At 65.4% G+C, this 22,592-nt stretch carries 22 protein-coding genes and 1 other RNA gene; 19 read left to right on the top strand and 4 right to left on the bottom strand.

The window, feature by feature from the left end; genetic code table 11:
* Positions 1-28 precede the first annotated feature (28 nt).
* The 3 genes from EUB48_RS18545 to EUB48_RS18535 all read left to right on the top strand — a co-directional run bounded on the left by EUB48_RS18545 (position 29) and on the right by EUB48_RS18535 (position 2,262).
* Positions 29-796, top strand: coding sequence for a DUF3025 domain-containing protein (locus tag EUB48_RS18545; protein ID WP_244618266.1), 768 nt, complete (start codon positions 29-31; stop codon positions 794-796).
* A 93-nt stretch (positions 797-889) separates the two neighbouring features.
* Positions 890-1,765 carry a protease HtpX gene (gene htpX / locus EUB48_RS18540; RefSeq protein ID WP_142820527.1) on the top strand — a complete coding sequence of 292 codons (876 nt, stop codon included), beginning with the start codon at positions 890-892 and terminating at the stop codon, positions 1,763-1,765.
* A gap of 119 nt (positions 1,766-1,884) precedes the next feature.
* The gene (locus EUB48_RS18535; protein WP_142820526.1) at positions 1,885-2,262 is read left to right on the top strand and encodes a YXWGXW repeat-containing protein; all 378 of its coding nucleotides are present in this window, start codon (positions 1,885-1,887) and stop codon (positions 2,260-2,262) included.
* A gap of 22 nt (positions 2,263-2,284) precedes the next feature.
* On the opposite strand, the gene EUB48_RS18530 is transcribed toward EUB48_RS18535, so the two are convergent.
* Positions 2,285-3,985, bottom strand: coding sequence for an NAD(P)/FAD-dependent oxidoreductase (locus EUB48_RS18530; protein WP_142820524.1), 1,701 nt, complete (start codon positions 3,983-3,985; stop codon positions 2,285-2,287).
* Between the two features lie 44 nt (positions 3,986-4,029).
* Between EUB48_RS18530 and rnpB the strand changes: the two genes are divergently transcribed.
* An RNA gene (gene rnpB, locus EUB48_RS18525) (RNase P RNA component class A) lies at positions 4,030-4,359 on the top strand.
* A gap of 108 nt (positions 4,360-4,467) precedes the next feature.
* Here the strand turns inward: rnpB and EUB48_RS18515 are convergent.
* Positions 4,468-4,995: an Rrf2 family transcriptional regulator gene (locus EUB48_RS18515; RefSeq protein ID WP_142820522.1), complete on the bottom strand. Its 528-nt coding sequence runs from the start codon at positions 4,993-4,995 to the stop codon at positions 4,468-4,470.
* A 149-nt stretch (positions 4,996-5,144) separates the two neighbouring features.
* Here EUB48_RS18515 and nhaR point away from each other — a divergent pair, with 149 nt between their 5' ends.
* Positions 5,145-6,041, top strand: coding sequence for a transcriptional activator NhaR (nhaR, locus tag EUB48_RS18510; RefSeq protein ID WP_142820520.1), 897 nt, complete (start codon positions 5,145-5,147; stop codon positions 6,039-6,041).
* Between the two features lie 41 nt (positions 6,042-6,082).
* On the opposite strand, the gene EUB48_RS18505 is transcribed toward nhaR, so the two are convergent.
* Positions 6,083-6,877, bottom strand: coding sequence for an RNA pseudouridine synthase (locus EUB48_RS18505; protein ID WP_142820518.1), 795 nt, complete (start codon positions 6,875-6,877; stop codon positions 6,083-6,085).
* A 3-nt stretch (positions 6,878-6,880) separates the two neighbouring features.
* Positions 6,881-8,533, bottom strand: a complete 1,653-nt coding sequence (locus tag EUB48_RS18500; protein ID WP_142820516.1) for an MBL fold metallo-hydrolase — start codon at positions 8,531-8,533, stop codon at positions 6,881-6,883.
* A 57-nt stretch (positions 8,534-8,590) separates the two neighbouring features.
* Here EUB48_RS18500 and dapF point away from each other — a divergent pair, with 57 nt between their 5' ends.
* The 14 genes from dapF (at position 8,591) to EUB48_RS18435 (ending at position 22,576) form a co-directional block, all read left to right on the top strand.
* Entirely contained in the window at positions 8,591-9,466 is an 876-nt protein-coding gene (gene dapF, locus EUB48_RS18495) for a diaminopimelate epimerase (RefSeq protein ID WP_142820514.1), read from the top strand.
* Positions 9,463-10,152 carry a DUF484 family protein gene (locus tag EUB48_RS18490; RefSeq protein WP_142820512.1) on the top strand — a complete coding sequence of 230 codons (690 nt, stop codon included), beginning with the start codon at positions 9,463-9,465 and terminating at the stop codon, positions 10,150-10,152. Before dapF ends, EUB48_RS18490 begins: the two co-directional genes overlap by 4 nt.
* Positions 10,153-10,163: 11 nt before the next feature.
* A complete protein-coding gene (locus EUB48_RS18485; protein WP_142820511.1) occupies positions 10,164-11,099 on the top strand; it encodes a tyrosine recombinase XerC in 936 nt (311 codons plus the stop codon).
* A 219-nt stretch (positions 11,100-11,318) separates the two neighbouring features.
* Complete coding sequence (locus EUB48_RS18480; protein ID WP_142820509.1) at positions 11,319-12,392, top strand: CobW family GTP-binding protein; 1,074 nt, start codon at positions 11,319-11,321, stop codon at positions 12,390-12,392.
* A gap of 238 nt (positions 12,393-12,630) precedes the next feature.
* The gene (gene dksA, locus EUB48_RS21775) at positions 12,631-13,620 is read left to right on the top strand and encodes an RNA polymerase-binding protein DksA (RefSeq protein ID WP_244618451.1); all 990 of its coding nucleotides are present in this window, start codon (positions 12,631-12,633) and stop codon (positions 13,618-13,620) included.
* Positions 13,621-13,661: 41 nt separating this feature from the next.
* On the top strand, positions 13,662-14,873 hold the full coding sequence (locus EUB48_RS18470) for a type IV pilus assembly protein FimV (protein ID WP_338052404.1): 1,212 nt from the start codon (positions 13,662-13,664) through the stop codon (positions 14,871-14,873).
* Positions 14,855-15,388, top strand: coding sequence for an STAS domain-containing protein (locus EUB48_RS21970; RefSeq protein WP_338052403.1), 534 nt, complete (start codon positions 14,855-14,857; stop codon positions 15,386-15,388). Before EUB48_RS18470 ends, EUB48_RS21970 begins: the two co-directional genes overlap by 19 nt.
* A gap of 71 nt (positions 15,389-15,459) precedes the next feature.
* Positions 15,460-16,008 (top strand): ATP-dependent protease subunit HslV, encoded by a 549-nt coding sequence (gene hslV, locus EUB48_RS18465; protein ID WP_142820507.1) that lies wholly within the window; start codon positions 15,460-15,462, stop codon positions 16,006-16,008.
* A 4-nt stretch (positions 16,009-16,012) separates the two neighbouring features.
* Positions 16,013-17,362 (top strand): ATP-dependent protease ATPase subunit HslU, encoded by a 1,350-nt coding sequence (gene hslU / locus EUB48_RS18460; protein ID WP_142820505.1) that lies wholly within the window; start codon positions 16,013-16,015, stop codon positions 17,360-17,362.
* A gap of 257 nt (positions 17,363-17,619) precedes the next feature.
* Complete coding sequence (gene mraZ, locus EUB48_RS18455; RefSeq protein ID WP_142820503.1) at positions 17,620-18,048, top strand: division/cell wall cluster transcriptional repressor MraZ; 429 nt, start codon at positions 17,620-17,622, stop codon at positions 18,046-18,048.
* A 9-nt stretch (positions 18,049-18,057) separates the two neighbouring features.
* Positions 18,058-18,975 carry a 16S rRNA (cytosine(1402)-N(4))-methyltransferase RsmH gene (gene rsmH, locus EUB48_RS18450; RefSeq protein ID WP_142820501.1) on the top strand — a complete coding sequence of 306 codons (918 nt, stop codon included), beginning with the start codon at positions 18,058-18,060 and terminating at the stop codon, positions 18,973-18,975.
* Complete coding sequence (gene ftsL, locus EUB48_RS18445; protein ID WP_142820500.1) at positions 18,972-19,325, top strand: cell division protein FtsL; 354 nt, start codon at positions 18,972-18,974, stop codon at positions 19,323-19,325. Before rsmH ends, ftsL begins: the two co-directional genes overlap by 4 nt.
* Positions 19,322-21,067: a peptidoglycan D,D-transpeptidase FtsI family protein gene (locus EUB48_RS18440; RefSeq protein WP_142820498.1), complete on the top strand. Its 1,746-nt coding sequence runs from the start codon at positions 19,322-19,324 to the stop codon at positions 21,065-21,067. Before ftsL ends, EUB48_RS18440 begins: the two co-directional genes overlap by 4 nt.
* Before the next feature lie 3 nt (positions 21,068-21,070).
* Positions 21,071-22,576, top strand: a complete 1,506-nt coding sequence (locus EUB48_RS18435) for a UDP-N-acetylmuramoyl-L-alanyl-D-glutamate--2,6-diaminopimelate ligase (RefSeq protein ID WP_142820496.1) — start codon at positions 21,071-21,073, stop codon at positions 22,574-22,576.
* Positions 22,577-22,592 lie beyond the last annotated feature (16 nt).

Below are 22,592 nucleotides of genomic sequence, written 5' to 3'. Positions count from 1 at the left end.
GGGCAGCGCAGTACGCGAAGCGACAAGCGTGGGGGCACTAGAGGCGGTTGACTGGCAGGCGCCCTGGCTCGACGTCTGGCGCGTGCCAGGGGAACGCGTGGCGCAGCGGGTTGCTGGTGGCATGGCGCTGCACGAGGCGCTCAATCGCGAGCCGGATAACGCCATCGCGTTCGTGCCGCAAGCCGATCTGCGGCCCGGTGAACCCTACGAACGCTATATTTTTAATAGCAAACAGTGTCCGACCCGAGAGGGCTTGCACGACTTTTTCAATGGACTTTGCTGGATTCGCTTGCCGCAGACCAAGAAAAAGCTGAACCGGTTGCAGGCGCTGGAGATTGAACGGGCGGGCGTGCAGGCCGTGCGCGGCCCGGTGCGCGATGCGCTCACCTTGTTCGACGAGAACGCCGCATTTCTGCAGGCGCCGCCCGCGTTGTGGCAGGCCCTGATCGACAAGGACTGGCATCGCCTGTTCGTGCAGCTGCGCCCGCTGTGGGCGCAGGCCCGGCTGGTGCTGTTCGGCCACGCCTTGCTGGAAAAACTGGTTCAACCACGAAAAGCGGTCACAGCCCACGTCTACCTTGCGCAGACAGCTATTCATTCAATAGCAGAGCTCGATGCCTGGGTGGCGACCGACCTGACTGCGGCAAAGCTCGGGGCCAAACCCTTTGCGCCGCTGCCCGTGCTGGGCGTGCCCGGCTGGTGGCCGCCCAACGAAACGCCGGCCTTTTACGACGATCCCGAGGTTTTCCGTCTGCCCAGGTCTGCGGCGCATTCACCCGAATATCCGCAACTTTAGCGGGCATTGCGCGAGTGGGGCTTGATTTCTTCCCGCTCGCCCCTACCATTTGCGCCACCAGTCCCTTGTGACGGGCTGCATTTGAAGGACTTCATGAAGCGTATCTTTTTATTTGTATTGACCAATGTGGCCGTGGTCGCGGTGCTGGGCATCGTGGCCAGCCTGCTTGGCGTGAACCGCTACCTCACGGCCAACGGGCTGAATCTGGGCGCGCTGCTAGGCTTCGCGCTGGTCATGGGTTTTGGCGGCGCCATCATCTCGCTCTTGATCAGCAAGCCGGTGGCCAAGTGGAGCGCTGGCGTGCGCGTGATCGAGCAGCCGCAGTCGGCCGACGAGGCCTGGATCGTGGAGACCGTGCGCAAGCTGGCCACCCAGGCCGGCGTCGGCATGCCCGAAGTCGGCATCTTCGAGGGCGAGCCGAATGCGTTCGCCACGGGTGCCTTCAAAAACTCGGCGCTGGTCGCCGTCTCTACCGGCTTGCTTGCCGGCATGACGCGCGAAGAAATCGAGGCCGTGATCGGGCACGAGATATCTCACGTAGCCAATGGCGACATGGTGACGATGACGCTGATCCAGGGCGTGATGAACACCTTCGTGGTGTTCCTGAGCCGCGTCATCGGCTACGCGGTGGACAGCTTTTTGCGCAAGGGCGACGACCGCAATTCCGGCCCCGGCATCGGCTACTACATCTCCACCGTGGTGCTCGACATTGTGCTGGGTTTCGCGGCCGCCATCATCGTGGCCTGGTTCAGTCGCCAGCGCGAGTTTCGCGCCGACGCGGGCTCGGCCCGGCTGCTGGGCCGCCAGCCGATGATCAACGCGCTGGCACGGCTCGGCGGCATGCAGCCGGGCGCACTGCCCAAGAGCGTGGCGGCCATGGGCATTGCGGGCGGCGTGGGCCAGCTGTTCGCGACGCATCCGCCGATCGAGGAACGCATTGCGGCGCTGCAGACCGCCGCTCAGGGCTGAACGACGGCACGGCCGCGTGTCGCTGCGCGCCGCGCCGGCTTTACCGTCGGGTAACAGTTTTTCGGTCAACGACGCCTTGCTGCGGCCGTTGTTGGAGCATGAAGCAACCGGAGAACACCATGCCCTTGAATCAAATTTTCCGCGGCCAGCCGCGTGCCATGCCCGCACTGCTGGCGGCCGTCGCCGCCAGTTTGTGTCTGTCGGCCTGCGTCGTCGCGCCGCTGCCGGGACCGCCGCCGGCTCAGTACCAGGGTTACCAGGGCGAGCCCGAGGTGGTGGCGCCCGTGGCGCCGCCCGCACCGTATGCCGAGGCGATTACCGTGGCGCCGGCGCCCGGCTATATCTGGATTGGCGGCTTCTGGAGTTGGGGTGGCGGGCGCTACGCCTGGAATGCGGGACATTGGGAAAGGCCGCGCCCCGGCTATCACTGGGCTCCGCGCAGCTGGGCCCAGGGGCCACACGGCTGGCACCAGCACGGCGGCCGCTGGGAGCGTTGACGCGCTGCGCGGACCAGACCGTTCAGGTTTGTTCCGTGATGGCTCTGGCCACTGCCTCGGCCACCTTGATGCCGTCCACACCTGCCGACAGGATGCCGCCGGCATAGCTCGCGCCTTCACCGGCCGGGTACAGGCCGCGCACATTCAGGCTCTGCAGGTCCTCGCCGCGGCCCATCTTGAGCGGTGACGAGGTGCGGGTTTCGACGCCTGTGAGCACCGCATCCGGCCGGTCGAAGCCCTTGAGCTTGCGGCCGAAGGCGGGCAGCGCTTCGCGGATCGCCTCTATGGCATAGGCCGGCAGCGCGCTTGCCAGATCGCCCAGCTTCACCCCCGGTTTGTAGGACGGCACCACGTCGCCCAGTTGCGTGGATGGCCGGCCCGCAATGAAGTCACCGACCAGCTGGCCCGGTGCTTCATAGCTGCTGCCGCCCAGCACATAGGCCTGCGATTCGAGCTGGCGCTGCAGCACGATGCCGGCCAGCGGATGAGGCGCATCGCCGTGCAGGCTTTGCGTGTCGAACGTGGACCCCAATGTGGCCGCAAAGGCGGCCGGGTCGCTCGGGTAGTCGTGCGGATCGATGCCCACCACGATGCCCGCGTTCGCGTTGCGCTCGTTGCGCGAATACTGGCTCATGCCGTTGGTCACCACGCGGCCGGGCTCGGAGGTGGCGGCCACCACCGTGCCGCCGGGGCACATGCAAAAACTGTAGACCGAGCGGCCGTTGCTGGCGTGGTGCACCAGCTTGTAGTCGGCCGCGCCCAGCAGCGGGTGGCCGGCGTGGCGGCCCCAGCGCGCGCGGTCGATCAGGCCCTGCGGGTGCTCGATGCGAAAGCCGATCGAGAACGGCTTGGCCTGCATGTGCACGCCGCGCGTGTGCAGCATGGTGAAGGTGTCGCGCGAGCTGTGGCCCAGCGCCAGCACCACCTGGTCGGCCGCGAGCTCGTAGCTTTGTCCGCTGGCCTGGTCCAGCACCGTGAGGCCGCGCAGATGGCCCTGCTCGATCAGCACATCGGTCACGCGCTGCTCGAAGCGGATCTCGCCGCCCAGCGCGGTGATCTGCTCGCGCATGTTCTCCACCACCTTGACCAGCTTGAAGGTGCCGATGTGCGGGTGCGCTTCGTACAGTATCTCGGGCGGCGCGCCGGCCTTGACAAACTCGTTCATGACCTTGCGGCCAAGGTGGCGCGGGTCCTTGATCTGGCTGTACAGCTTGCCGTCGGAAAAGGTGCCGGCGCCCCCCTCGCCGAACTGCACGTTGCTCTCCGGGTTGAGCACCTTCTTGCGCCACAGGCCCCAGGTGTCCCGGGTGCGCTCGCGCACGGTCTTGCCGCGCTCCAGCACGAGGGGCTTGAAGCCCATTTGCGCCAGCGCCAGCGCCGCAAAGATCCCGCAGGGGCCAAAGCCGACCACCACCGGGCGCCGCGGCAGATCGGCTGGAGCCTGCACTGGCGCGCGCCAGCTCATGTCGGGCGTGGGCTGAATGTGCGGATTGCCGGCAAATTTCGCGAGCAGCGCGGCCTCGAGCGTGGATGTCACTACCACATCGATGATGTAGACCGCCATGAGGTCGGCTTTGCGCGCGTCGAAGCTGCGTTTGAAAACATCGACGCGCAAGAGGTCGGCCGGTGTGAGATGCAGGATGCCAGCGGCGGCAGCCTGCAGCGGCGTGGCGGGGTTTTCCGCGTCGGACAGCGAAAGTTTGATTTCAGACAGGCGAATCATGCGGGCTCGTGTTGATCAAGCAGAGGGCGGATAATACGCCCCGTGAAGCCCGCCAGACCGCCGCTGGTGCATGTCTCGAAAGAGCGCACTGGAGGAACGTCCGGACTGCACAGGGCAGCGTAGCAGGTAACTCCTGTCCACCGTGAGGTGAGGATCAGAGCAACAGAGACGAGCCGGTTAAGTCCGGGTGAAACGGGCAATCTCTACGCGCAGCAATACCAAGTAGGCCAGCGTTGATGTGGCTCCGCAGAGCTGGCGGGTAGGTAGCATCGAGCCGGGTGGGCGACCCCCGGCCCAGAGTAATGGCGGTCACGCCGGGGTTTTCGCAAGAAAGCGCCGGCGCACAGAATCCGGCTTATCGGCGGGCTTCACACTTTTTTGCAGGCGACCGGCTGGGCCAGCGAACGCAGCGAAGGGCCGCCCCGAGCAAGTTCAGCCCCCTCGGGGGGCAGCGCAGTACGCGCAGCGACAAGCGTGGGGGCTCATCGCCCTGCCAACAGGCTGCTGCCCAGTGCAAACACCGAGTTCGGCGCCGTCGTGTGCAATGGCTTGGGCTTCGTGTACACGCCGCGCCGCGCCGGTCGGGACTCGACCTGCACACCCTTGGCGCGTTGTTCGCTGACCAGCGAACGCAGGCTGATGGACTGCATGTGCGCCGTCATCTGCGCGCTCAACGTGGCCCAGAGTTCGGCCGTCATGGCCGCGGCAGCGGCAGGGTGTGGCGTGCCCGCCTGGGCGCCATTGCCACCGCGCCAGCCCTCTACGGCGCCAATGATGTCGGCCACGCTGATGGCGTCGGCGCCGCGCGCCAGCGAATAGCCACCGCCGGGCCCGCGCGTGCTCTCCACCAGCTTGCACTGGCGCAGCCGGCTAAATACCTGCTCAAGGTAAGACAGCGAGATCTGGTGGCGCACCGCGATGTCGGCCAGCGAAACCGGGCCGGCGTTCTCGCGCAGGCCCAGATCGATCAGGGCGGTGACGGCAAATCGGCCTTTGGTGCTTAAACGCATGGCGGTACTCCTTGGAACGTCATGAAAAGAATTACAAGGCTCACTGTAGGTGAAAAGTTACTTCGTGTAAATTCGTATTTCTTGTGATAAAACTTCGAGAAAAACGAATAATACGGGATGTCTTCAATCTGTTTCTGAAGGAGGGCTGCGTGAACTTCAAGCATCTGCACTATTTCTGGGTCACCGCCCGGGCCGGCGGCATCATGCGCGCGGGCGAACAACTGCACACCACGCCGCAAACCCTGTCCGGCCAGATCAAGCTGCTCGAGGAGTGGCTGGGGCGCAAACTGTTCCGCAAGAGCGGCCGCCAGCTCGCGCTGACCGACGAGGGACGGCTCGCGCTCGGCTATGCCGACCAGATCTTCGCGTTGGGCGCCGAGCTGGAGGACGCCCTGCGCCAAGCCCGCAGCGGCCAGCGGGTGCTCGAGTTTCGCGTCGGCGTGGCCGACTCGGTGGCCAAGTCGGTGGCGTACCGGCTACTGGAGCCGGCGCTGTCCGTGGCCGAGCCGGTGCGGCTGATCGGCAGCGAGGGCAAGTTTCCCGACCTGCTGGCCCAGTTGGCGCTGCACCGCCTCGACCTGGTGATCGCCGACGAGCCGCTGTCCCGGCGCATGAGCGTGAAGGCGTTCAACCATGCACTGGGCACCACGACCATGAGTTTTTTTTGCGCGCCCGCGCTCAAGGCCCAACTCAAGGGGCCGTTTCCGCAGTGCCTGAACGACGCGCCCATGCTGATCCAGGGCGTGGCCTCGTCGGTGCGCCAGCAGCTCGAAGGCTGGCTCACGCAGCACCAGATTCGCCCGCGCGTGGTGGGTGAGTTTGACGACGGCGCGCTGATGACCGCGTTCGGCCGCGAAGGGCGCGGCGTCTTCATGTCGCCCGCCGTGCTGGAGCAGGAGACCGTGGCGCAGTACGGCGTCGAGGTGATCGGCCGCTCGAGCGAACTGGTGGAGGAATTTTTTGCGGTGTCGGTGGAGCGGCGCATCACGCACCCCTGTGTGGCCGCCATCACGCAGGCGGCGCGCGGCCGGTTGTTTGGCGGCTGAACGGTTTTGGCGCCCCACGCTTGCGACTGCGTGGGCTGTGCTCAGAACTGCTCGTGCGGCAGCAGGTAGCGCCACTGTCCCGGCGCCAGCGCGGCCAGCGGCACGCGGCCGATGCGGATGCGCTTCATCGCGGTGATTCTCAGCCCGACGCGCTCGCACAAAAGCGCAATCAGCCCCGGGTGCGCGCCCTTGACGGCAAAGCGCAGCCGCGTGGCACCCTCGCCGGTACTGCCCACGCTGACCTTGACCGGCGGCAGCGGGCGTCCGTCCGTGTGCAGGCCGTGGTTGAGGCGCTCGAGCAAGCCAGGTGCGACCTCGCCCGCGACCTCCACCGTGAACTCCTGCTCGATGAAGGCGGCGTCCTCGGTCAGCTTGCGCAGGGTGCGCCAGTCCTGCGTGAACACCACCAGGCCGCTGGCGGCGCTCTCCAGCGGCATGCCCAGGGTCTGCTGCGCGGAATGCTTCTTGAGCAGGCGGATGCCACTGCGGTCGTCTGCCGCGTGCGAGGCCGGCGTGATCAGCGCGAGCGCGGGCCGCACGCCCTTGCCGACGCCCTTGATGTCCACCGGCACGCCGGTGCCCGCGTCATAGCCGGGCGGCTTGTGCAGCAGCAGCGTGACCGGCGTGAGCGCCAGCAGGCTCGCGTGCGCGTCAATCTCGATGCGGTGCGCCGCCAGGACGCGGAACTGAGGCTCTTCCACCACCTGGCCATCGACCGTGACCCAGCCGCCCTCGATGTACTGCTCGGCCTCGCGCCGCGAGCAGGCCTTGAGTTCGGCCACGCGCTTGGCCAGGCGCATGCCCTGCGCGGGCTCGGGACGGTCGGATTCGGCCATGGCTCAGTCGTTTCCGGGCGGCAGCGAGCGCAGGCGTTCCACATGCGCCAGCAGCGAACGCGCCGCCACGGGCCACATGCGCGTGGGCACGTCGTCGTATGCGAGCGCGACCCAGTCATCCAGCGTGCCGTCCGGGCGCGCCTGCATCGCGGCCATGATCCTGGCTTCGCGCTTGAGGCGGTGCGCCTTCAGGTGGGCGATGGCGTCCCGCGCCGCGCCCAGCACATAGCCGTGCGCCGGCAGGATGAATTCGATGCCGTGCGCATCGCAGGCGGCGCTCAAGGTGTCGAGCGAATCGAGGTAGGCCGTCATGTCGCCGTCGGGCGGATCCACCACCGTGGTGCTGCCGTTGAGCACATGGTCGCCCGAGAACAGCAGGCCGTCTTCCAGCAGCACCAGGCACAGGTGGTTGGCGGCGTGGCCGGGCGTGAAGATCACCTGCAGGGTATGGGTGATTTCGCCCTCCAGCCCTTTTCCCGTCAGCACGAGAAGCTCCTGATCTTGTAGCGCCCGATCGGGCGTAAAGGCGCTGGCCGCGCGCGCCGTCGGTGCCGACGGCAGGCCCAGAATCGGCGGAGTGTTCTGGCACAGTGCCTGCAGCGGCTTTGCGCCGGGCGAATGGTCCGGGTGCGAATGGGTGCAGACGATCAGGCGGATGCGGCCGTCCGCCGCGCGCCACAGCCGTTCGAGGTGTGCGGCATCGGCCGGCCCGGGGTCGATCACGATATAGCCGGTGGCCGGGTCGCCGACCAGGTAACTGTTGGTGCCGGGGCCGGTCATGGCGCCGGGATTCGGCGCCGTCAGGCGCATCACGTTCTTCAGCAGGGCCACCGGATGTTCGCTCTGCCAGTCCAGCGCGTGCACGATCTGTCCGTCGGGGCAGACCATGGCGAGCTCGCCGTAGGGATGCTCATGCTCCATGTAGCGCGCCTCCTTGCCCGCCAGCAGGCCGGCGCGCGGGCATGAGGTCCACAGCGGCTGTTCGGTCGCCGCGCAGGCCGTGAGCAGCGCGTCCACGGTGGCAAAGGCCTGCAGCCGCTCCAGCGTGCGGATGGTCGGGAAGATGATGAAGAAACTGCCCGCCTGGTGCCGCGCCAGCGCGTCGGCCGGACGCACCCAGACCGGCTCGAACTGCTCGGTCTCGTCGGCCACCGGGATCTGGCCAGTGGGCATGCGCGCCACCAGAAACGGCACGTCAAAGCGGCGCGGCAGGTCGCGGTCGGTGATCCAGTGCGCCAGCACGAACACCTCGTCGGCCGCCAATGTCAGACCGTGCGCGGCGCACTGGGCCGCGAACGGGGTCTTGCGGTCGAGCGCGGCGATGTCCCCGGCATCGGCCAGGGCGCCGTCGGCGCGGCGCGCCAGCAGGATGCCGAGCTCTTCAAAACTCTCGCGGATGGCGGCAATCGCCTGCGTCAGGTGCAGCTCGCTTTGGCCGGGGCGGCGCGTGGCCTGTGCGTGCGCTGACGCGTCCAGCGCGTCCACGCCGCCGCCCGGAAACACATAGGCACCGGGCGCGAAGCTGGCCGTCATGGAGCGGCGCGTCATCAGCACCTCGATGCCCTGGGGGCTGTCGCGCAGCAGCAGCACGGTGGCGGCGGGGCGCAGCGGTGCGGGTTCGCGCTGCGGATACAGGAGTTGGGTGGGTCGGACCATGGCAGCATTATCCGCAGGTGGCGTGGCCCCGGCACCGCTGCGTCGATAATGCAGCCCATGCGAATTCGCTTCACCAAGATGCAGGGGGCGGGCAATGACTTTGTCGTGCTCGACGAGACGCGCGCCCGGCTGGGACTGACGCGCGGGCACTACCGCTTCCTGGCGGACCGCCACTTTGGCGTGGGGGCCGACCAGATCCTGTCGGTGCGCACTAGCCCGGCGCCCGGCATCGACTTCGAGTACGTGATTCACAACGCCGACGGCGGCGAGGTCGAGCAGTGCGGCAACGGCGCGCGCTGCTTTGTGCGCTATGTGCGCGACCACGGCCTGGCCACCCGGGACGTGCTGCGGGTGCAGACACTGGGCGGCGTGATCGAGCCGCGCCTGGGCGCCGATGGCCGCGTGACGGTGAACATGGGCGCACCCGTGTTCGACCTGCCGCGCGTCCCGTTCGACGCCGCCGGCCTGCAGCCGCAGGCCGCAGGTTCATGGCAAAAATGGCCGCTAGCCCTTTATGGCCCTGCACCAGATACTATAAAATATGTAGCAATCCTGTCCATGGGCAATCCGCATGCGGTGCAGTTGGTGGACGACGTGGAGACCGCGCCCGTGCTGCAAGAGGGCCCGCTGATCGAACACCACCCGCGCTTTCCGAAGCGGGTCAACGCGGGGTTCATGCAGGTGGTAAGCCGCTCGCAGATCCGGCTGCGCGTGTACGAGCGCGGCGCCGGTGAAACACTGGCCTGCGGCACCGGCGCCTGCGCGGCCGTGGTGGCGGGCGTCCGGCTCGGCCTGCTCGATGGCTGCGTCGAGGTGGCCACGCGCGGCGGAGCCCTGACCATTGAATGGGCCGGCGGCGATGCCCCGGTGCTGATGACCGGCCCGGCCACCACCGTCTTTGAAGGCGACATTGAAATTCCGGACACGCTATGAACATCAACACCATGAACCCGATCACCGAAGACGACATCGCCAACTACCTGGCCAACACGCCCGACTTTTTCGAGCGCCACGCCCAACTGCTGGCGGCGGTGCAGCTGACCAGCCCGCACGGCAACCGCGCCGTGAGCCTGCAGGAGCGCCAGGCCGAAATGCTGCGCGACAAGATCCGGGCACTCGAGCAGCGCATCATGGAGATGATTCGCAACGGCAGCGAGAACGTGGTGATCGCCGACAAGCTGCAGCGCTGGACCCGCGAGCTGTTTCTGGCGCCCAGCGCGCGCGATCTGCCGCGGCGCATCGTGGATGAGCTGCAGGCGCAGTTCGTGGTGCCGCAGGCGGCGATCCGGGTCTGGGATGTGGCGCCCGCCTTTGCTGCCGAGGCGTTCGCCAAGGGGGTGAGTGACGATGCGAAAATCTTTGCGTCGTCGCTGACCACGTCCTATTGCGGTGTGAATGCCGGCTTCGAGGCCGTGAGCTGGCTGCAGGATCCGGTCACGGCGCAGTCGCTGGTGCTGATCCCACTGCGCGCGGGGCTGGCCCCGCAGGCCTTCGGGCTGATTGTGCTGGCCTCGCCCGATTCGCAGCGTTTCAACAGTGGCATGGGCACCGATTTCCTCGAACGCATCGCCGAGCTGGCCAGCGCCGCCCTGTCCCGGCTGCGCCACCCGGACGCCTGACGCGCCAAGTCATGAGTCAGGAACTGGTCGAGCGCTACCTGGAGCACGTCCGGGTCGAAAAGCGCCTGGCCCAGCGCACGGTGGAGCTGTATGCGCTCGACCTGCAAAAACTCGCCGCCTATGCCTTTGAGGCCAAGGTCGAACTGACGCAGGTGCAAAACGCCCACATTCGCCGCTGGGTGGCGCAGATGCACAGTGGCGGGCGTAGCGGGCGCGGCATTGCGCTGATCCTGTCGGGCTGGCGCGGTTTCTACATCTGGCTGGGGCGCGAGGGTCGGGTCGCCAGCAATCCGGTGCAGGACGTGCGTTCGCCCAAATCACCCAAACCGCTGCCCAAGGCGCTGAGTGTGGATGACGCGGTGCAACTGGCCAGCTACCACAGCGAAGCCGGCGACCCGTGGCTGGAGGCGCGCGACGCTGCCATGGTGGAGTTGCTCTACGGCTGCGGCCTGCGCGTGGGCGAGCTGGTCGGGCTCGATGCGGTGGCCAGCGCCTCGGCGCGCGGCTGGATCGACCTGGAAGGCGCCGAGGCGCATGTGCTGGGCAAGGGCAGCAAGCGCCGCACCACGCCGGTCGGCGCCAAGGCCTTGGAGGCGCTGCAGCGCTGGCTGGCGCTGCGTGGCCAGGCGGCCGGCGTGCCCGGGGATGCGCCGGCCCTGTTCGTGGGCCGCAACGGCACGCGCCTGAGCGCGCAATCGATCTGGCAGCGCCTGCGCCGGCGCAGCCTGCAGGCGGGCCTCGCCACGCCGGTGCATCCACACATGCTGCGCCACTCGTTCGCCAGCCATCTGCTGCAGTCCAGCAGCGACCTGCGCGCAGTGCAGGAACTGCTGGGCCACGCCAACATCACCACCACGCAGGTCTATACCCGGCTTGATTTCCAGCACCTGGCCCGCGCCTACGACGCGGCACATCCGCGCGCCAAGCTGAGCCGCAGCAAGCCCTGATGGCGCGGTGCCGGCGGGTTGATCGGCCGACGCACCGGACGGCCCTCCGGTTTCGGATTCCCCCGGGAGAAATACCCGAAAAGATGGGTGGTTATCCGGGAATGACCCTTATTGAAAGGGCCGCTAAACTCCCCACCTGCAAAAGATGGACCCAACCCCGCGGCAGCGACCGCGGAGCGCACCGTAGACTGGTCCCTGCCCTCACCCGATTGGAGCGCCATGAGCCTTATTCCTGCAACCATCATTACCGGCTTTCTGGGCTCCGGCAAAACCACGCTGCTCAAGCGCGTTCTGAGCGAGGCCCACGGCCAGAAAATCGCCGTGATCGAGAATGAATTCGGCGAAGAAAACATCGACAGCGATATTTTGGTGTCGGACACCACCGAGCAGATCATCCAGATGAGCAATGGCTGCATCTGCTGCACCATCCGCGAAGACCTGCGCTCCACGCTGCACGACCTGGCGGAGAAAAAGCGCAAGGGGCAGCTCGACTTCGACCGCGTGGTGATCGAGACCACCGGCCTGGCCGACCCCGGCCCGGTGGCGCAGACCTTCTTCATGGACGACGAAATTGCCGAGAGCTACCTGCTCGACTCGATCCTGACGCTGGTCGATGCAAAACACGCGGCAGGCCAGCTCAACGAGCGCCAGGAGGCGCGGCGCCAGATCGGGTTTGCCGACCAGATCTTCATCAGCAAGACCGATCTGGTTGCGAAAGACGAGGTGGATGCGTTGATCCACCGCATCAAGCACATGAACCCGCGCGCGCCGCAGCGCGCCGTGAACTTCGGCGACGTGGCGATCTCGGAAGTGTTCGACCTGCGCGGCTTCAACCTCAATGCCAAGCTGGACATCGACCCGGACTTCCTCAAGGAAGAGGAGCACGACCACGATCATCACGACCATGATCACGCGCACGGTGAGCACTGCGACCATCCATCGCACCAGCACGAACACGGCGAGGAGGGCGGCCGCCTGCACCACCATCACGACGACGACGATGTGAAAAGCTTTGTCTTCAAGTCCGATCGCATGCTCGATCCGGCCAAGCTCGAAGATTTTCTGGGCGCCATCGTCAACATCTACGGGCCGCGCATGCTGCGCTACAAGGGCGTGCTCAACATGAAAGGCACCGATCGCAAGGTGATCTTCCAGGGCGTGCACCAGTTGATGGGCAGCGATCTCGGGCCGGCCTGGGCGGACGGCGAGCAGCGCACCAGCAAAATGGTCTTCATCGGTATCGAATTGCCCAAAGACATCCTGCTGCAGGGACTTGAGCAGTGTCTGGTGTGAATTTGTTGCCTAAAGCCTGATTTGGAGTGAAATGTTTGTCTCGATTCTGCAACGCATGGCAATGGGCTGGCTTCAGCCGATACAATCGCGCGCCGGTGAAAACCCGCAAAACAAGCCCTCGAAGGTCAACAATAAGGGTATAACTCACGTGATTAAAGACCACAAATCACCTGGGGAGGCTGGTTCAGGCGACGTGCAGCAGGCGCACGTGCCGGTCAGTACGGTGAGGAGACAAGAAGTGAAAGTGCAACCTAAAACCCCCAAGACTGCAGTCAAATTGCAGAAACCGGCTCCCAAGGCCGGGCCAGTGTCCAAGGCGGTCGCGAAGCCGGCCGCCAAGGTCGCCAAGCCTGCGGCCAAAAAGGCAACGAGACCGAAGGTCGCGGCCCGCAAACCTGTCGCAGCAGGGGTTGCAAAAGCGGCCGCGCCAGTTGAAAAGGCCTCGCCCCCTGTTCCGAAGAAGGCGGCTGCTGTTGCGAAACCCGTCAGGGCTTCGTCGGCAGTCCCCGTCAAATCCATTACCAAGCCAACCTCCAAAGTGGCCAAGCCGGTTGAAAAGCCGGTGGCCAAAGCGGTGGCGGCTCCCAAACCGGTCAAATCCTCCATGTCTACTCTCACTGCGACCCCCGCGCCGGCGCCCAAGCGCTCGTCCAGGCTTGCCCAACTGACCGTGCCCTCGATGGCGCCTGCGGTTGCTTCAACGGCGGCCAAATCGAGCTATTCACAAACAACGTCGGTGCCCGTGTTTGCGCCGGCACCTCACGTGGCCGCCCGCAAGGACCCCAAGCTGGCCGGCAACTGGAAAACCAAAACGGCAGAGCAACTCAGTGACGCAGAGATCATTGCCATGCCCGACTCGGAATACATGAACGAAAAGCAGATGGCTTTTTTCCGTCTCAAGCTGCTGCAACTCAAGATGGATATCCTCAATAGCGCGGGCGAGACGACCGAGCATTTGCGTGCTGACACCGTGGTGGTGCCGGACCCTGCCGACCGCGCCACCATCGAGGAAGAGCATGCGCTGGAGTTGCGCACGCGCGATCGCGAACGCAAACTGCTCAAGAAGATCGAGCAGTCGATCCAGCGCATCGATGCGGGCGACTATGGTTATTGCGATGAAACCGGCGAACCCATCGGTGTCGCGCGCCTGCTGGCCCGGCCGACGGCTACCTTGTCGCTGGAGGCGCAGCAGCGCCGCGAACTCAAGCAGAAAATGTTTGGCGACTGACGTTTCCCACAGCCAACTGTATTCATCACCCCAGTAGCCATATGCTCAAAGACGACAACGGCGGTTTGCTGTCCAAGGTGGTGAAGTTCGTGCGCAATCCGACGACGAACTGGGCTGATCTCGACCACCAGGAAACGGACCGCGAGAGCACCTACAGCAAGCAGGTGCTCAAGGAGATGATCGAGCGCAAGCGGCGCAACGATTTTGTGCGCAAGCGCGAGTTCGACATGCTGCGCAAAATTCGCCGCCGCGAATCCCTGGTGGGTCATGATTTTGCCGCACCCCCCTCGTTTTTCCAGAGCAGCATTCCCTCCAAGCCGGATGATCGTGCCTCGACGCTGAAGAAGATCGACGAGATCGAGGCGCAGATGTCGATGCAGTGGTGGAAAACCAAGAGCGGCAACTCGTCGTCCTCGCACGGCAGCAGTGCCTCGGGCGCCGACAGCACTGGCGGCATCAGCGCGGCGCCCATCTTGTCGCCGGCCGCCCGGGCCGCCCACTATGCCGTGACGGATCCGGCGCCGCTGGCGACGCCGCACTACCCGGAACCGACCTTGCCATCCCCCCTTGCCGCTGACTTTGTCATGGCGCCGGGCGGCGCAGGCGGCCACCCGGTGAACGGATTTGGCAACGCGGACCCGCTGGCGGTCGAGGTGCAGGCGTTTGCCCACGATCCCGAACTGGAGGAAGCCTCCATCCGTTTTGCCAACGGGGACGATGCGGGTGCCGAGGCGGGTTTGCTGGAAGCTTTGGGCCCCCAGGGCACGCGCGGCAAGCATGAAGAAACCTGGATGACCCTGTTCGACTTGTACCGGGCCATCGGGGAGCAAGGCCGCTTCGAGTCGGCGGCCATCGACTTCGCGCGGCAGTTCGAGCGTTCCGCGCCAGTGTGGTTCTCGATGCCCGACAGCGTGGGGCATATGGCCACACCCGTCCTGCCCGCCAAGCCGGCAGCGCGGGCCGTGAACTGGACCAGCCCCGCCAGCGTGGGGGTGCAGACCGTGGCGGCGCTCAATGCGGCCCTTGCCGGCGCGCCCCCCCCTGGCGGCTGGATTGGACCCGGCTCTCAAGCGTGGAAGATGCGGCCGTGGCGCCGCTGCGCCAGCTGTTTGCGTTCTGGAGTGCGCAGCCGGTGCAATTGCAATTCGTCGGGGCGCATCAGCTTGACGAAGTGCTCCGGAAAGCCACCCCCCAAGGCGACAAGTCCGTTTCCCAGGAGTTGTGGCGCCTGCGCATGGAGATGCTGCGCCTGACGAACCAGCCCGATGAATTCGAGATGGTTGCGCTGACCTACTGCGTGACCTACGAGGTCTCCCCGCCCTCCTGGGAGCAGGCGCGCTGCAGTTACAAGCCGCTCGACGCAGACGGCGCCGATATGGCCGGCCACGCGATCATTGGCGAGGTGACGCAGGACGACGCGCCTGTATCCACATTGCCGGGCGAGTTGGGGGATTCGGGCCTGACGGCGACCCAGCCAGCTCCATTGCGCACACGCACGCTGGCACTGGCCGGGGAGATCACGGGCGACGCCACGACGGTGCTCGATGAACTGGACGCCAAACTGTCGGGCGCCGATATCATGGTGATCTCCTGCAACAAGTTGATCCGCGTCGATTTTTCGGCCGCAGGCACCTTGCTGAATTGGGCTTCCGCCCAGCACACGCGAGGTCACCAGGCCCAGTTCAACGATGTGCACCGGCTGGTGGCGGCTTTTTTCAACGTCATCGGCATCAACGAAGTTGCCCGGGTGATGCCCCGCGCGGACTGAGCCTGTCGCCAGACCGCAGCGCGCATCGCGCGCATTCTTGCATTCGCATCGATTAGCCTCAACTAAGCGCCATGGAACAATTTCACGGAACCACCATCGTCAGCGTGCGCCGCGTCACCGCCAATGGCGTTGAGGTGGCCATCGGCGGTGACGGACAAGTCACCTTGGGAAACATCGTCGTCAAGGGCACGGCGCGCAAAGTGCGCAAGCTATACCACGACCAGGTACTGGCCGGTTTTGCCGGGGCGACGGCCGACGCCTTTACCCTGTTCGAGCGCTTCGAGGCCAAGCTTGAAAAGCACCAGGGCCAGCTGGTGCGCGCCGCCATCGAGCTGACCAAGGACTGGCGCACCGATCGCGTGCTGCGCCGCCTGGAGGCGATGCTCGCCGTTGCCGACAAGGACGCGTCGCTCATCATCACCGGCAATGGCGATGTGCTGGAGCCCGAGCACGGCATCATCTCCATCGGTTCGGGCGGCGCCTATGCCCAGGCGGCGGCCAGGGCACTACTGGACAACACCGATCTGCCGGCCCGCGACATCGTCAAAAAGTCGCTTGCCATTGCCGGTGGGCTGTGCATATACACCAACATGCACCACACCATCGAAACCCTGAATTGAAAAAATGTCTTCCATGACCCCGCAGGAGATCGTCTCCGAACTCGACAACCACATCGTTGGGCAAAACCAGGCCAAGCGTGCCGTGGCGATTGCGCTGCGCAACCGCTGGCGGCGCCAGCAGGTGGACGAGAAGCTGCGCAGCGAGATCACCCCGAAAAATATTCTGATGATTGGCCCGACCGGTGTGGGCAAGACCGAGATCGCGCGCCGCCTGGCGCGGCTGGCCGACGCGCCCTTCATCAAGGTCGAAGCCACCAAGTTCACCGAGGTGGGTTATGTCGGCAAGGACGTGGACTCCATCATTCGCGATCTGGCCGATGTGGCGGTCAAGCAGATGCGCGAGACCGAGATGCGCAAATTTCGCACGCGCGCGCAGGACGCCGCGGAGGACCGCATTCTCGACATCCTGATTCCGCCGGCTCGGGCGCTGGCCAGCGTTGATGCGGGCGCCGGGCAGGGTAGTCTGGCAGCGCCCGACAGCACGGCACGTCAGGTGTTTCGCAAGAAGTTGCGCGAAGGCCAGCTCGACGACAAGGAAATCGAGATCGACTTGGCCGATGCCAGGCCGCAACTCGAGATCATGGGGCCGGCCGGCACCGAAGAGATGACCGAGCAGCTACGCGGCCTGTTTACCCAGTTTGGCAGCCCCAAGCGCAAGACCCGCAAGCTCAAGATCGTTGATGCGATGAAGCTGCTGGTCGATGAAGAAGCCGCCAAGCTGGTCAACGACGACGACATCAAGTCGCAGGCCCTGCACATGGCCGAGCAAAACGGCATCGTGTTCATCGACGAGATCGACAAGGTAACCTCGCGCAGCGACGCTGGCGTTGCCGAGGTGTCCCGCCAGGGGGTGCAGCGCGACCTGCTGCCGCTGGTCGAAGGCACGACAGTGTCCACCAAGTACGGGGTGGTCAAGACCGACCATATCCTGTTCATAGCTTCCGGCGCATTCCACCTGAGCAAGCCAAGCGACCTGATTCCCGAGCTGCAAGGGCGCTTTCCGATCCGCGTGGAGCTGCAGTCGCTCTCGGTGCAGGATTTTGAAGCCATCCTGACGCAGACTCACGCCTCGCTGGTCAAGCAGTACCAGGCGCTGTTGGCGACGGAAAACGTCAGCATCGAGTTTTTACCCGAAGGCATCACGCGGCTGGCGAATATCGCATTCGAAGTCAACGAACGCACGGAAAACATCGGTGCGCGGCGGCTCTCGACGGTGATGGAGCGGTTGCTCGACGAGGTCAGTTTTGACGCAACCCGGCTCGGTGGGCAGACCATCACGATCGACGCCGCCTATGTCGATGCGCGGCTCAAGGAACTCAGCGCCAACGAGGATTTGTCCCGCTACATTCTCTGAGAACGCCCGGCAGCACGGGTCTGCCTTCAAGCATTACTTTCATAGCTGGCGCTAAGTGCTTAATTTAGAATGATTTTTTGGCATTTCTTGCTTGCAAAATCGTGTCTAAGTCTTTGATTTCATTACAAAATTTTGTTGTAACCCCTCTTGCGGCGGGCCTTTTTCCTGCTACAGTGCAAAAAAGTGCAATTAAGTGGTGAAAAGTGTCTTTGTGGCGCTCACTTAAGGGCTGATTAACCTAGCGAGGGTGTGCTGTCGTGTTTCAAGGGGCTTCGTCTCTCAGTCTGGATGCCAAAGGGCGCCTGTCGGTGCCGACGCGGCACCGCGACGTGCTGAGCGCCATTGCCTCGGGCCAGCTCACCATCACCAAGCATCCGCACGGTTGCCTGATGGTTTTCCCGCGGCCCGAATGGGAGAAGTTTCGCGAGCGTATTGCCGCGCTGCCCATGTCGGCCCAGTGGTGGAAACGTATCTTTCTGGGCAACGCGATGGATGTCGACATGGATGCCACCGGCCGCGTGCTGGTGTCGCCCGAGTTGCGCGAGGCGGCCGGCATTGCCCGGGACACCATGCTGCTGGGCATGGGCAATCATTTCGAGCTCTGGGACAAGGCGACCTACGACGCCCAGGAAGCGAAGGCGATGCAGGGTGACATGCCCGACGTCTTCAAGGACTTCTCCTTCTGAAGGCCGGCGGTGGACACCTCATGGAAACACACCACCGTCTTGTTGACCGAAGCAGTCGAAGCTCTTCTCAGCAACCCGGATGCCTGCTACGTCGATGCTACTTTCGGGCGCGGCGGCCACTCGCGCCTGATCCTGTCCCGGCTCTCGCCGCAAGGACGGTTGGTGGCCTTCGACAAGGACCTCGATGCGGTGGCCGAGGCGGCGACCATCAGCGATCCGCGCTTTTCGATTCGCCACGAGAGCTTTCGCCGGCTTGCGGACTTGCCGCCGGCCAGCGTGGCCGGCGTGCTGCTGGACCTGGGGGTCAGTTCGCCCCAGATCGACAATCCGGTGCGCGGCTTCAGTTTCAGGTTCGATGCCCCGCTGGACATGCGCATGGACATCACGCGCGGCGAGAGCGTGGCCGAGTGGCTGGCCACCGCGCCCATTCAACAGATCACGGAGGTAATACGTGACTACGGTGAAGAACGGTTTGCTGGCGCCATTGCAAAGGCGATTGTTGCTCGCCGACAGGAACGGGGCCCAGTTTCAACCACCGCCGAGTTGGCCGAACTCGTGGCTGGCGCGGTCAAAACCCGCGAGCCGGGCCAGAACCCTGCAACGCGCACATTTCAGGCTTTTCGGATTTTCATCAACGCCGAGCTTGAAGAGCTGCAACAGGCGCTAGAGGCCAGTCTTCATGTACTGCAACCCGGAGGCCGACTGGTGGTGATCAGTTTCCATTCGCTGGAAGACCGCATCGTCAAGCAATTCATCGCGAAGCACGCGCGTGAGACGTTCGATCGCCGGGTTCCCTTTGCGCCGCCCCAGGCCATGAAGCTCAAGGCGCTGGGGCGCGTCAAACCCGGCGCCGCCGAAGTGGCGGCGAATCCCAGGACGCGCAGCGCGGTGATGCGTGTGGCCGAAAGAACCGGGGTGATGGCATGACGCGCTTGAACCTGGTGTTGCTGCTCGCCGTGCTGGCCAGTGCGCTGTACCTCGTGAATACCCAGTACGAGTCGCGCCGGCTGTTCACGGCGCTCGACAAGGCCAACTCCGAGGCGCAGAAACTGGCGCAGGACAATGACCGGCTGCAGGTGGAAAAACGCACCCAGGCCACGCCGGGGCGGGTGGAGCAACTGGCCAGGGCCAAGCTGCAAATGCGCCCGGCCTCGCCAGCCATCACGCAATACGTGACCTACAACGCCGCGGCCGCCAGCCAGCGCAGCGAAGGGCCGACCCGAGCAAGTTCAGCCCCCTCGGGGGGCAGCGCGCCCATGCAAAGGGGCGCGCCGTGAGCAAAAGCGTTCTCTATACATCCAGCCCGCTGCTCGCGAGCAAGACCCCCGTCTGGCGCAGCAAGTTCATTGTGGCGGCCATCGCCATGGGGTTTGTCGTGCTCGCCGCGCGCGCGGCCTACGTGCAGGTGATCGACAACGACTTTTTCCAGAAGCAGGGTGAGGTGCGTTTCGCGCGCACCCTGGCGCTGCCCGCCTACCGCGGCCGCATTCTGGACCGCAACGGCCAGATCCTGGCCTCCAGCGTGCCGGCGCCCAGCATCTGGGCCATTCCCGAAGACATCGAGCGCGATGATCCGGCGGTGCAAGCCAAGCTCCGGCAGGTCGCCAGTTTGCTTGGCATGTCGCAGAAAGACTTCGACAAGAAGCTCAAGGACGAGGACAAGACCTTCGTCTGGATCAAGCGCCAGGTCGATGAGCCCATCGCCAAAGCCATCGCAGCCCTCGGTCTGAAGGGCATTTACCAGCGCAAGGAATACAAGCGCCAGTACCCCGAAGGGGAGTCCGCGGCGCATGTGGTGGGTTTCACCAACGTCGAGGATAAGGGCCAGGAGGGGATCGAGCTCGAGTTCAACAAGGATCTGGCGGGCAAGGCCGGTTCGCGCCGCGTGATCAAGGACCGGCTCGGGCGCGTGGTGGAAGACGTCGGCGAGCAGGTGGCGCCGATCGAAGGCAAGGACATTCAACTCAGCATCGACAGCAAGGTGCAGTTTTTCGCCTACCAGAAGCTGCGCGATGCAGTGGTCGCCAACAAGGCCAAGGCGGGCAGCGTCGTGGTGCTCGACGCCATCACGGGCGAGCTGCTGGCGATGGCCAATTACCCGAGCTTTGACCCCAACAACCGGCAGAACCTGACCGGCGAGCAGTTGCGCAACCGGGCCATGACCGATGTGTTCGAACCCGGCTCGACGATGAAGCCCATCACCGTGGCGACGGCGCTGGAGCTCGGGCGCATCACGCCGCAGACGGTGATCGATACCTCGCCCGGCCGCATCACCGTGGCGGGGGCAACCATCCACGACGACAGCAACTTCGGCGTGCTCACGGTGGAAGGGGTGATCCAGAAGTCCAGCAACGTGGGCGCTACCAAAATATCGCAGCGCATGAGCGCGCAGGAGATGTGGAACGCATTCACCGCCGTCGGTTTTGGCCAGAAGCCCCAGGTCACCTTTCCCGGCGCCGTCACGGGCCGTCTGCGGCCCTGGAAAACATGGCGGCCGATCGAGCAGGCCACGATGTCGTATGGCTACGGCCTGTCGGCCTCCCTGCTCCAGATTGCGCACGCGTACACGGCGTTTGCGCACGATGGCGGCATCATCCCGGTGACCCTGCTGAAAAGCGACACACCGGCGGTCGGTGTGCCGGTGTTCACGCCCAAGGTGGTGGGCGAGGTGCGCAAGATGCTGCACATGGCTGCCGGCCCCGGGGGCACCGCGCCGCTGGCGCAGACCATGGGGTATTCGGTGGGCGGCAAGACCGGCACTGCGCACAAGCAGGTCGGCAAAGGCTATGCCAGCAACAAATACCGCGCCTGGTATACCGGCATGTCGCCCATCGACAAACCCCGCATCATCGTGGCCGTGATGATCGACGAGCCCAGTGGCGGCCAGTACTTTGGCGGTCTGGTGGCCGCGCCGGTGTTCAGCCAGGTGGTGCAGCAGACGCTGCGCATCATGAATGTGCCTCCCGATCTGGCGGTCAAGCCCGAAATCATGGCGAACAGCGTCAAAGAGAGCTTCTGAAGCATGAAAACCCTGTCCACTCCCGTTGAAGCCTCGCGCTGGCTGCACGCCCGCGTGCATGGCACGCTGCAGGCCGACAGCCGGTCCGTGGGAGCGGGCGACGGCTTCATCGCCTGGCCCGGTGCGGCCACGGACGGCCGCCGCTACGTTGCGGCGGCATTGGCACAGGGCGCTGGCGCCTGTCTGGTCGAACAGGCGGGCGTCGAGGCCTTTGGCTTCGAAGGCGACGCGATCGCGAGCTATGCCGGCCTCAAGGCCGCGACCGGGCCGATTGCGGCGGCGTACTTCGAGGCGCCGACGAAGCAGCTCGACGTGCTCGCGGTCACGGGTACCAACGGCAAGACCTCGATCGCCTGGTGGTTGGCGCAGGCGCTATCAAATGTGAAGCAGCCTGCGCCTATCCCATGCGGGCTAATAGGCACTTTGGGCATTGGCCGGCCGCCGCAGGTGGAATTCAACGGACTGACCACGCCGGACCCGGTGCTGCTGCAAAAGCACTTCCACCGCTTCGTGGACGAAGGCTTGCGCGCCTGCGCCATCGAAGCCTCATCCATCGGGTTGGCGGAACGGCGCCTGGACGGCACCCGCATCCGGGTCGCCCTCTTCAGCAATCTGACACAGGACCACCTGGACTACCACGGCTCCATGCAGGCTTATTGGCAGGCCAAGGCCGGGCTGTTTCGCTGGCCCGGCCTGCAGGCCGCCGTGATCAATGTAGATGATGCCCACGGCGCCGCACTGGCCGCGTCGCTGGCGGGCCGCGAGATCGACGTGTGGACTGTGTCCTGTGCCGTGGACACGCCGGCGCGGCTGCAAGCCCGCCGCATCGGCTATGCAACGCAAGGTCCCTTGCAGGGCCTGTGCTTTTCGGTGGTGGAGGGCGAAGAGCGTCACGAGCTCGCCACGCCGTTAATCGGCCAGTACAACGTCTCCAACCTGCTGTGCGTCATCGGTGCCCTGCGCGCCATGGGCGTGGCGTTGCAAGATGCCGTGCAAGCGTGCCAGAACCTGCTGCCGGTGCCGGGACGCATGGACTGCGTCGCCGGGCCGGAGCAGCCGCTGGTGGCGATCGACTACGCCCACACGCCCGATGCGCTCGACAAGGCCCTGCTGGCCCTGCGGCCGCTGGCGCAGCAACGTGGCGGGCGACTCTGGTGTGTGTTCGGCTGTGGCGGCGACCGCGACGCCGGCAAGCGTCCGCTGATGGCGGCCATCGCCGAAAAAAATGCCAACCACGTGGTGGTGACCAGCGATAACCCGCGCAGCGAAAACCCCGATGCCATCATTGGCCAGATTCTGCGCGGCCTGAGCCGGCAGGATGCGGCGCATGTGCAGCCCGACCGGGCCCTGGCGATCGCCGAGACCGTGGCGCAGGCCGGCGCACGGGACGTGGTGCTGATCGCCGGCAAGGGGCACGAAGAGTACCAGGAGGTCGCGGGCGTGCGGCATGCGTTCTCCGACAAGACCCACGCCCGCCAGGCGCTGCAACGCAGGAAGGTGAGCATATGAGCGCCGCCCGGCCGCC

It is taken from the genome of Rhodoferax sediminis (assembly GCF_006970865.1).
Taxonomy (GTDB): Bacteria; Pseudomonadota; Gammaproteobacteria; order Burkholderiales; family Burkholderiaceae_C; genus Rhodoferax_A; species Rhodoferax_A sediminis.
Note: the sequence above shows the minus strand (reverse complement) of the source record. Positions and strands in the feature narration are given on the sequence as shown.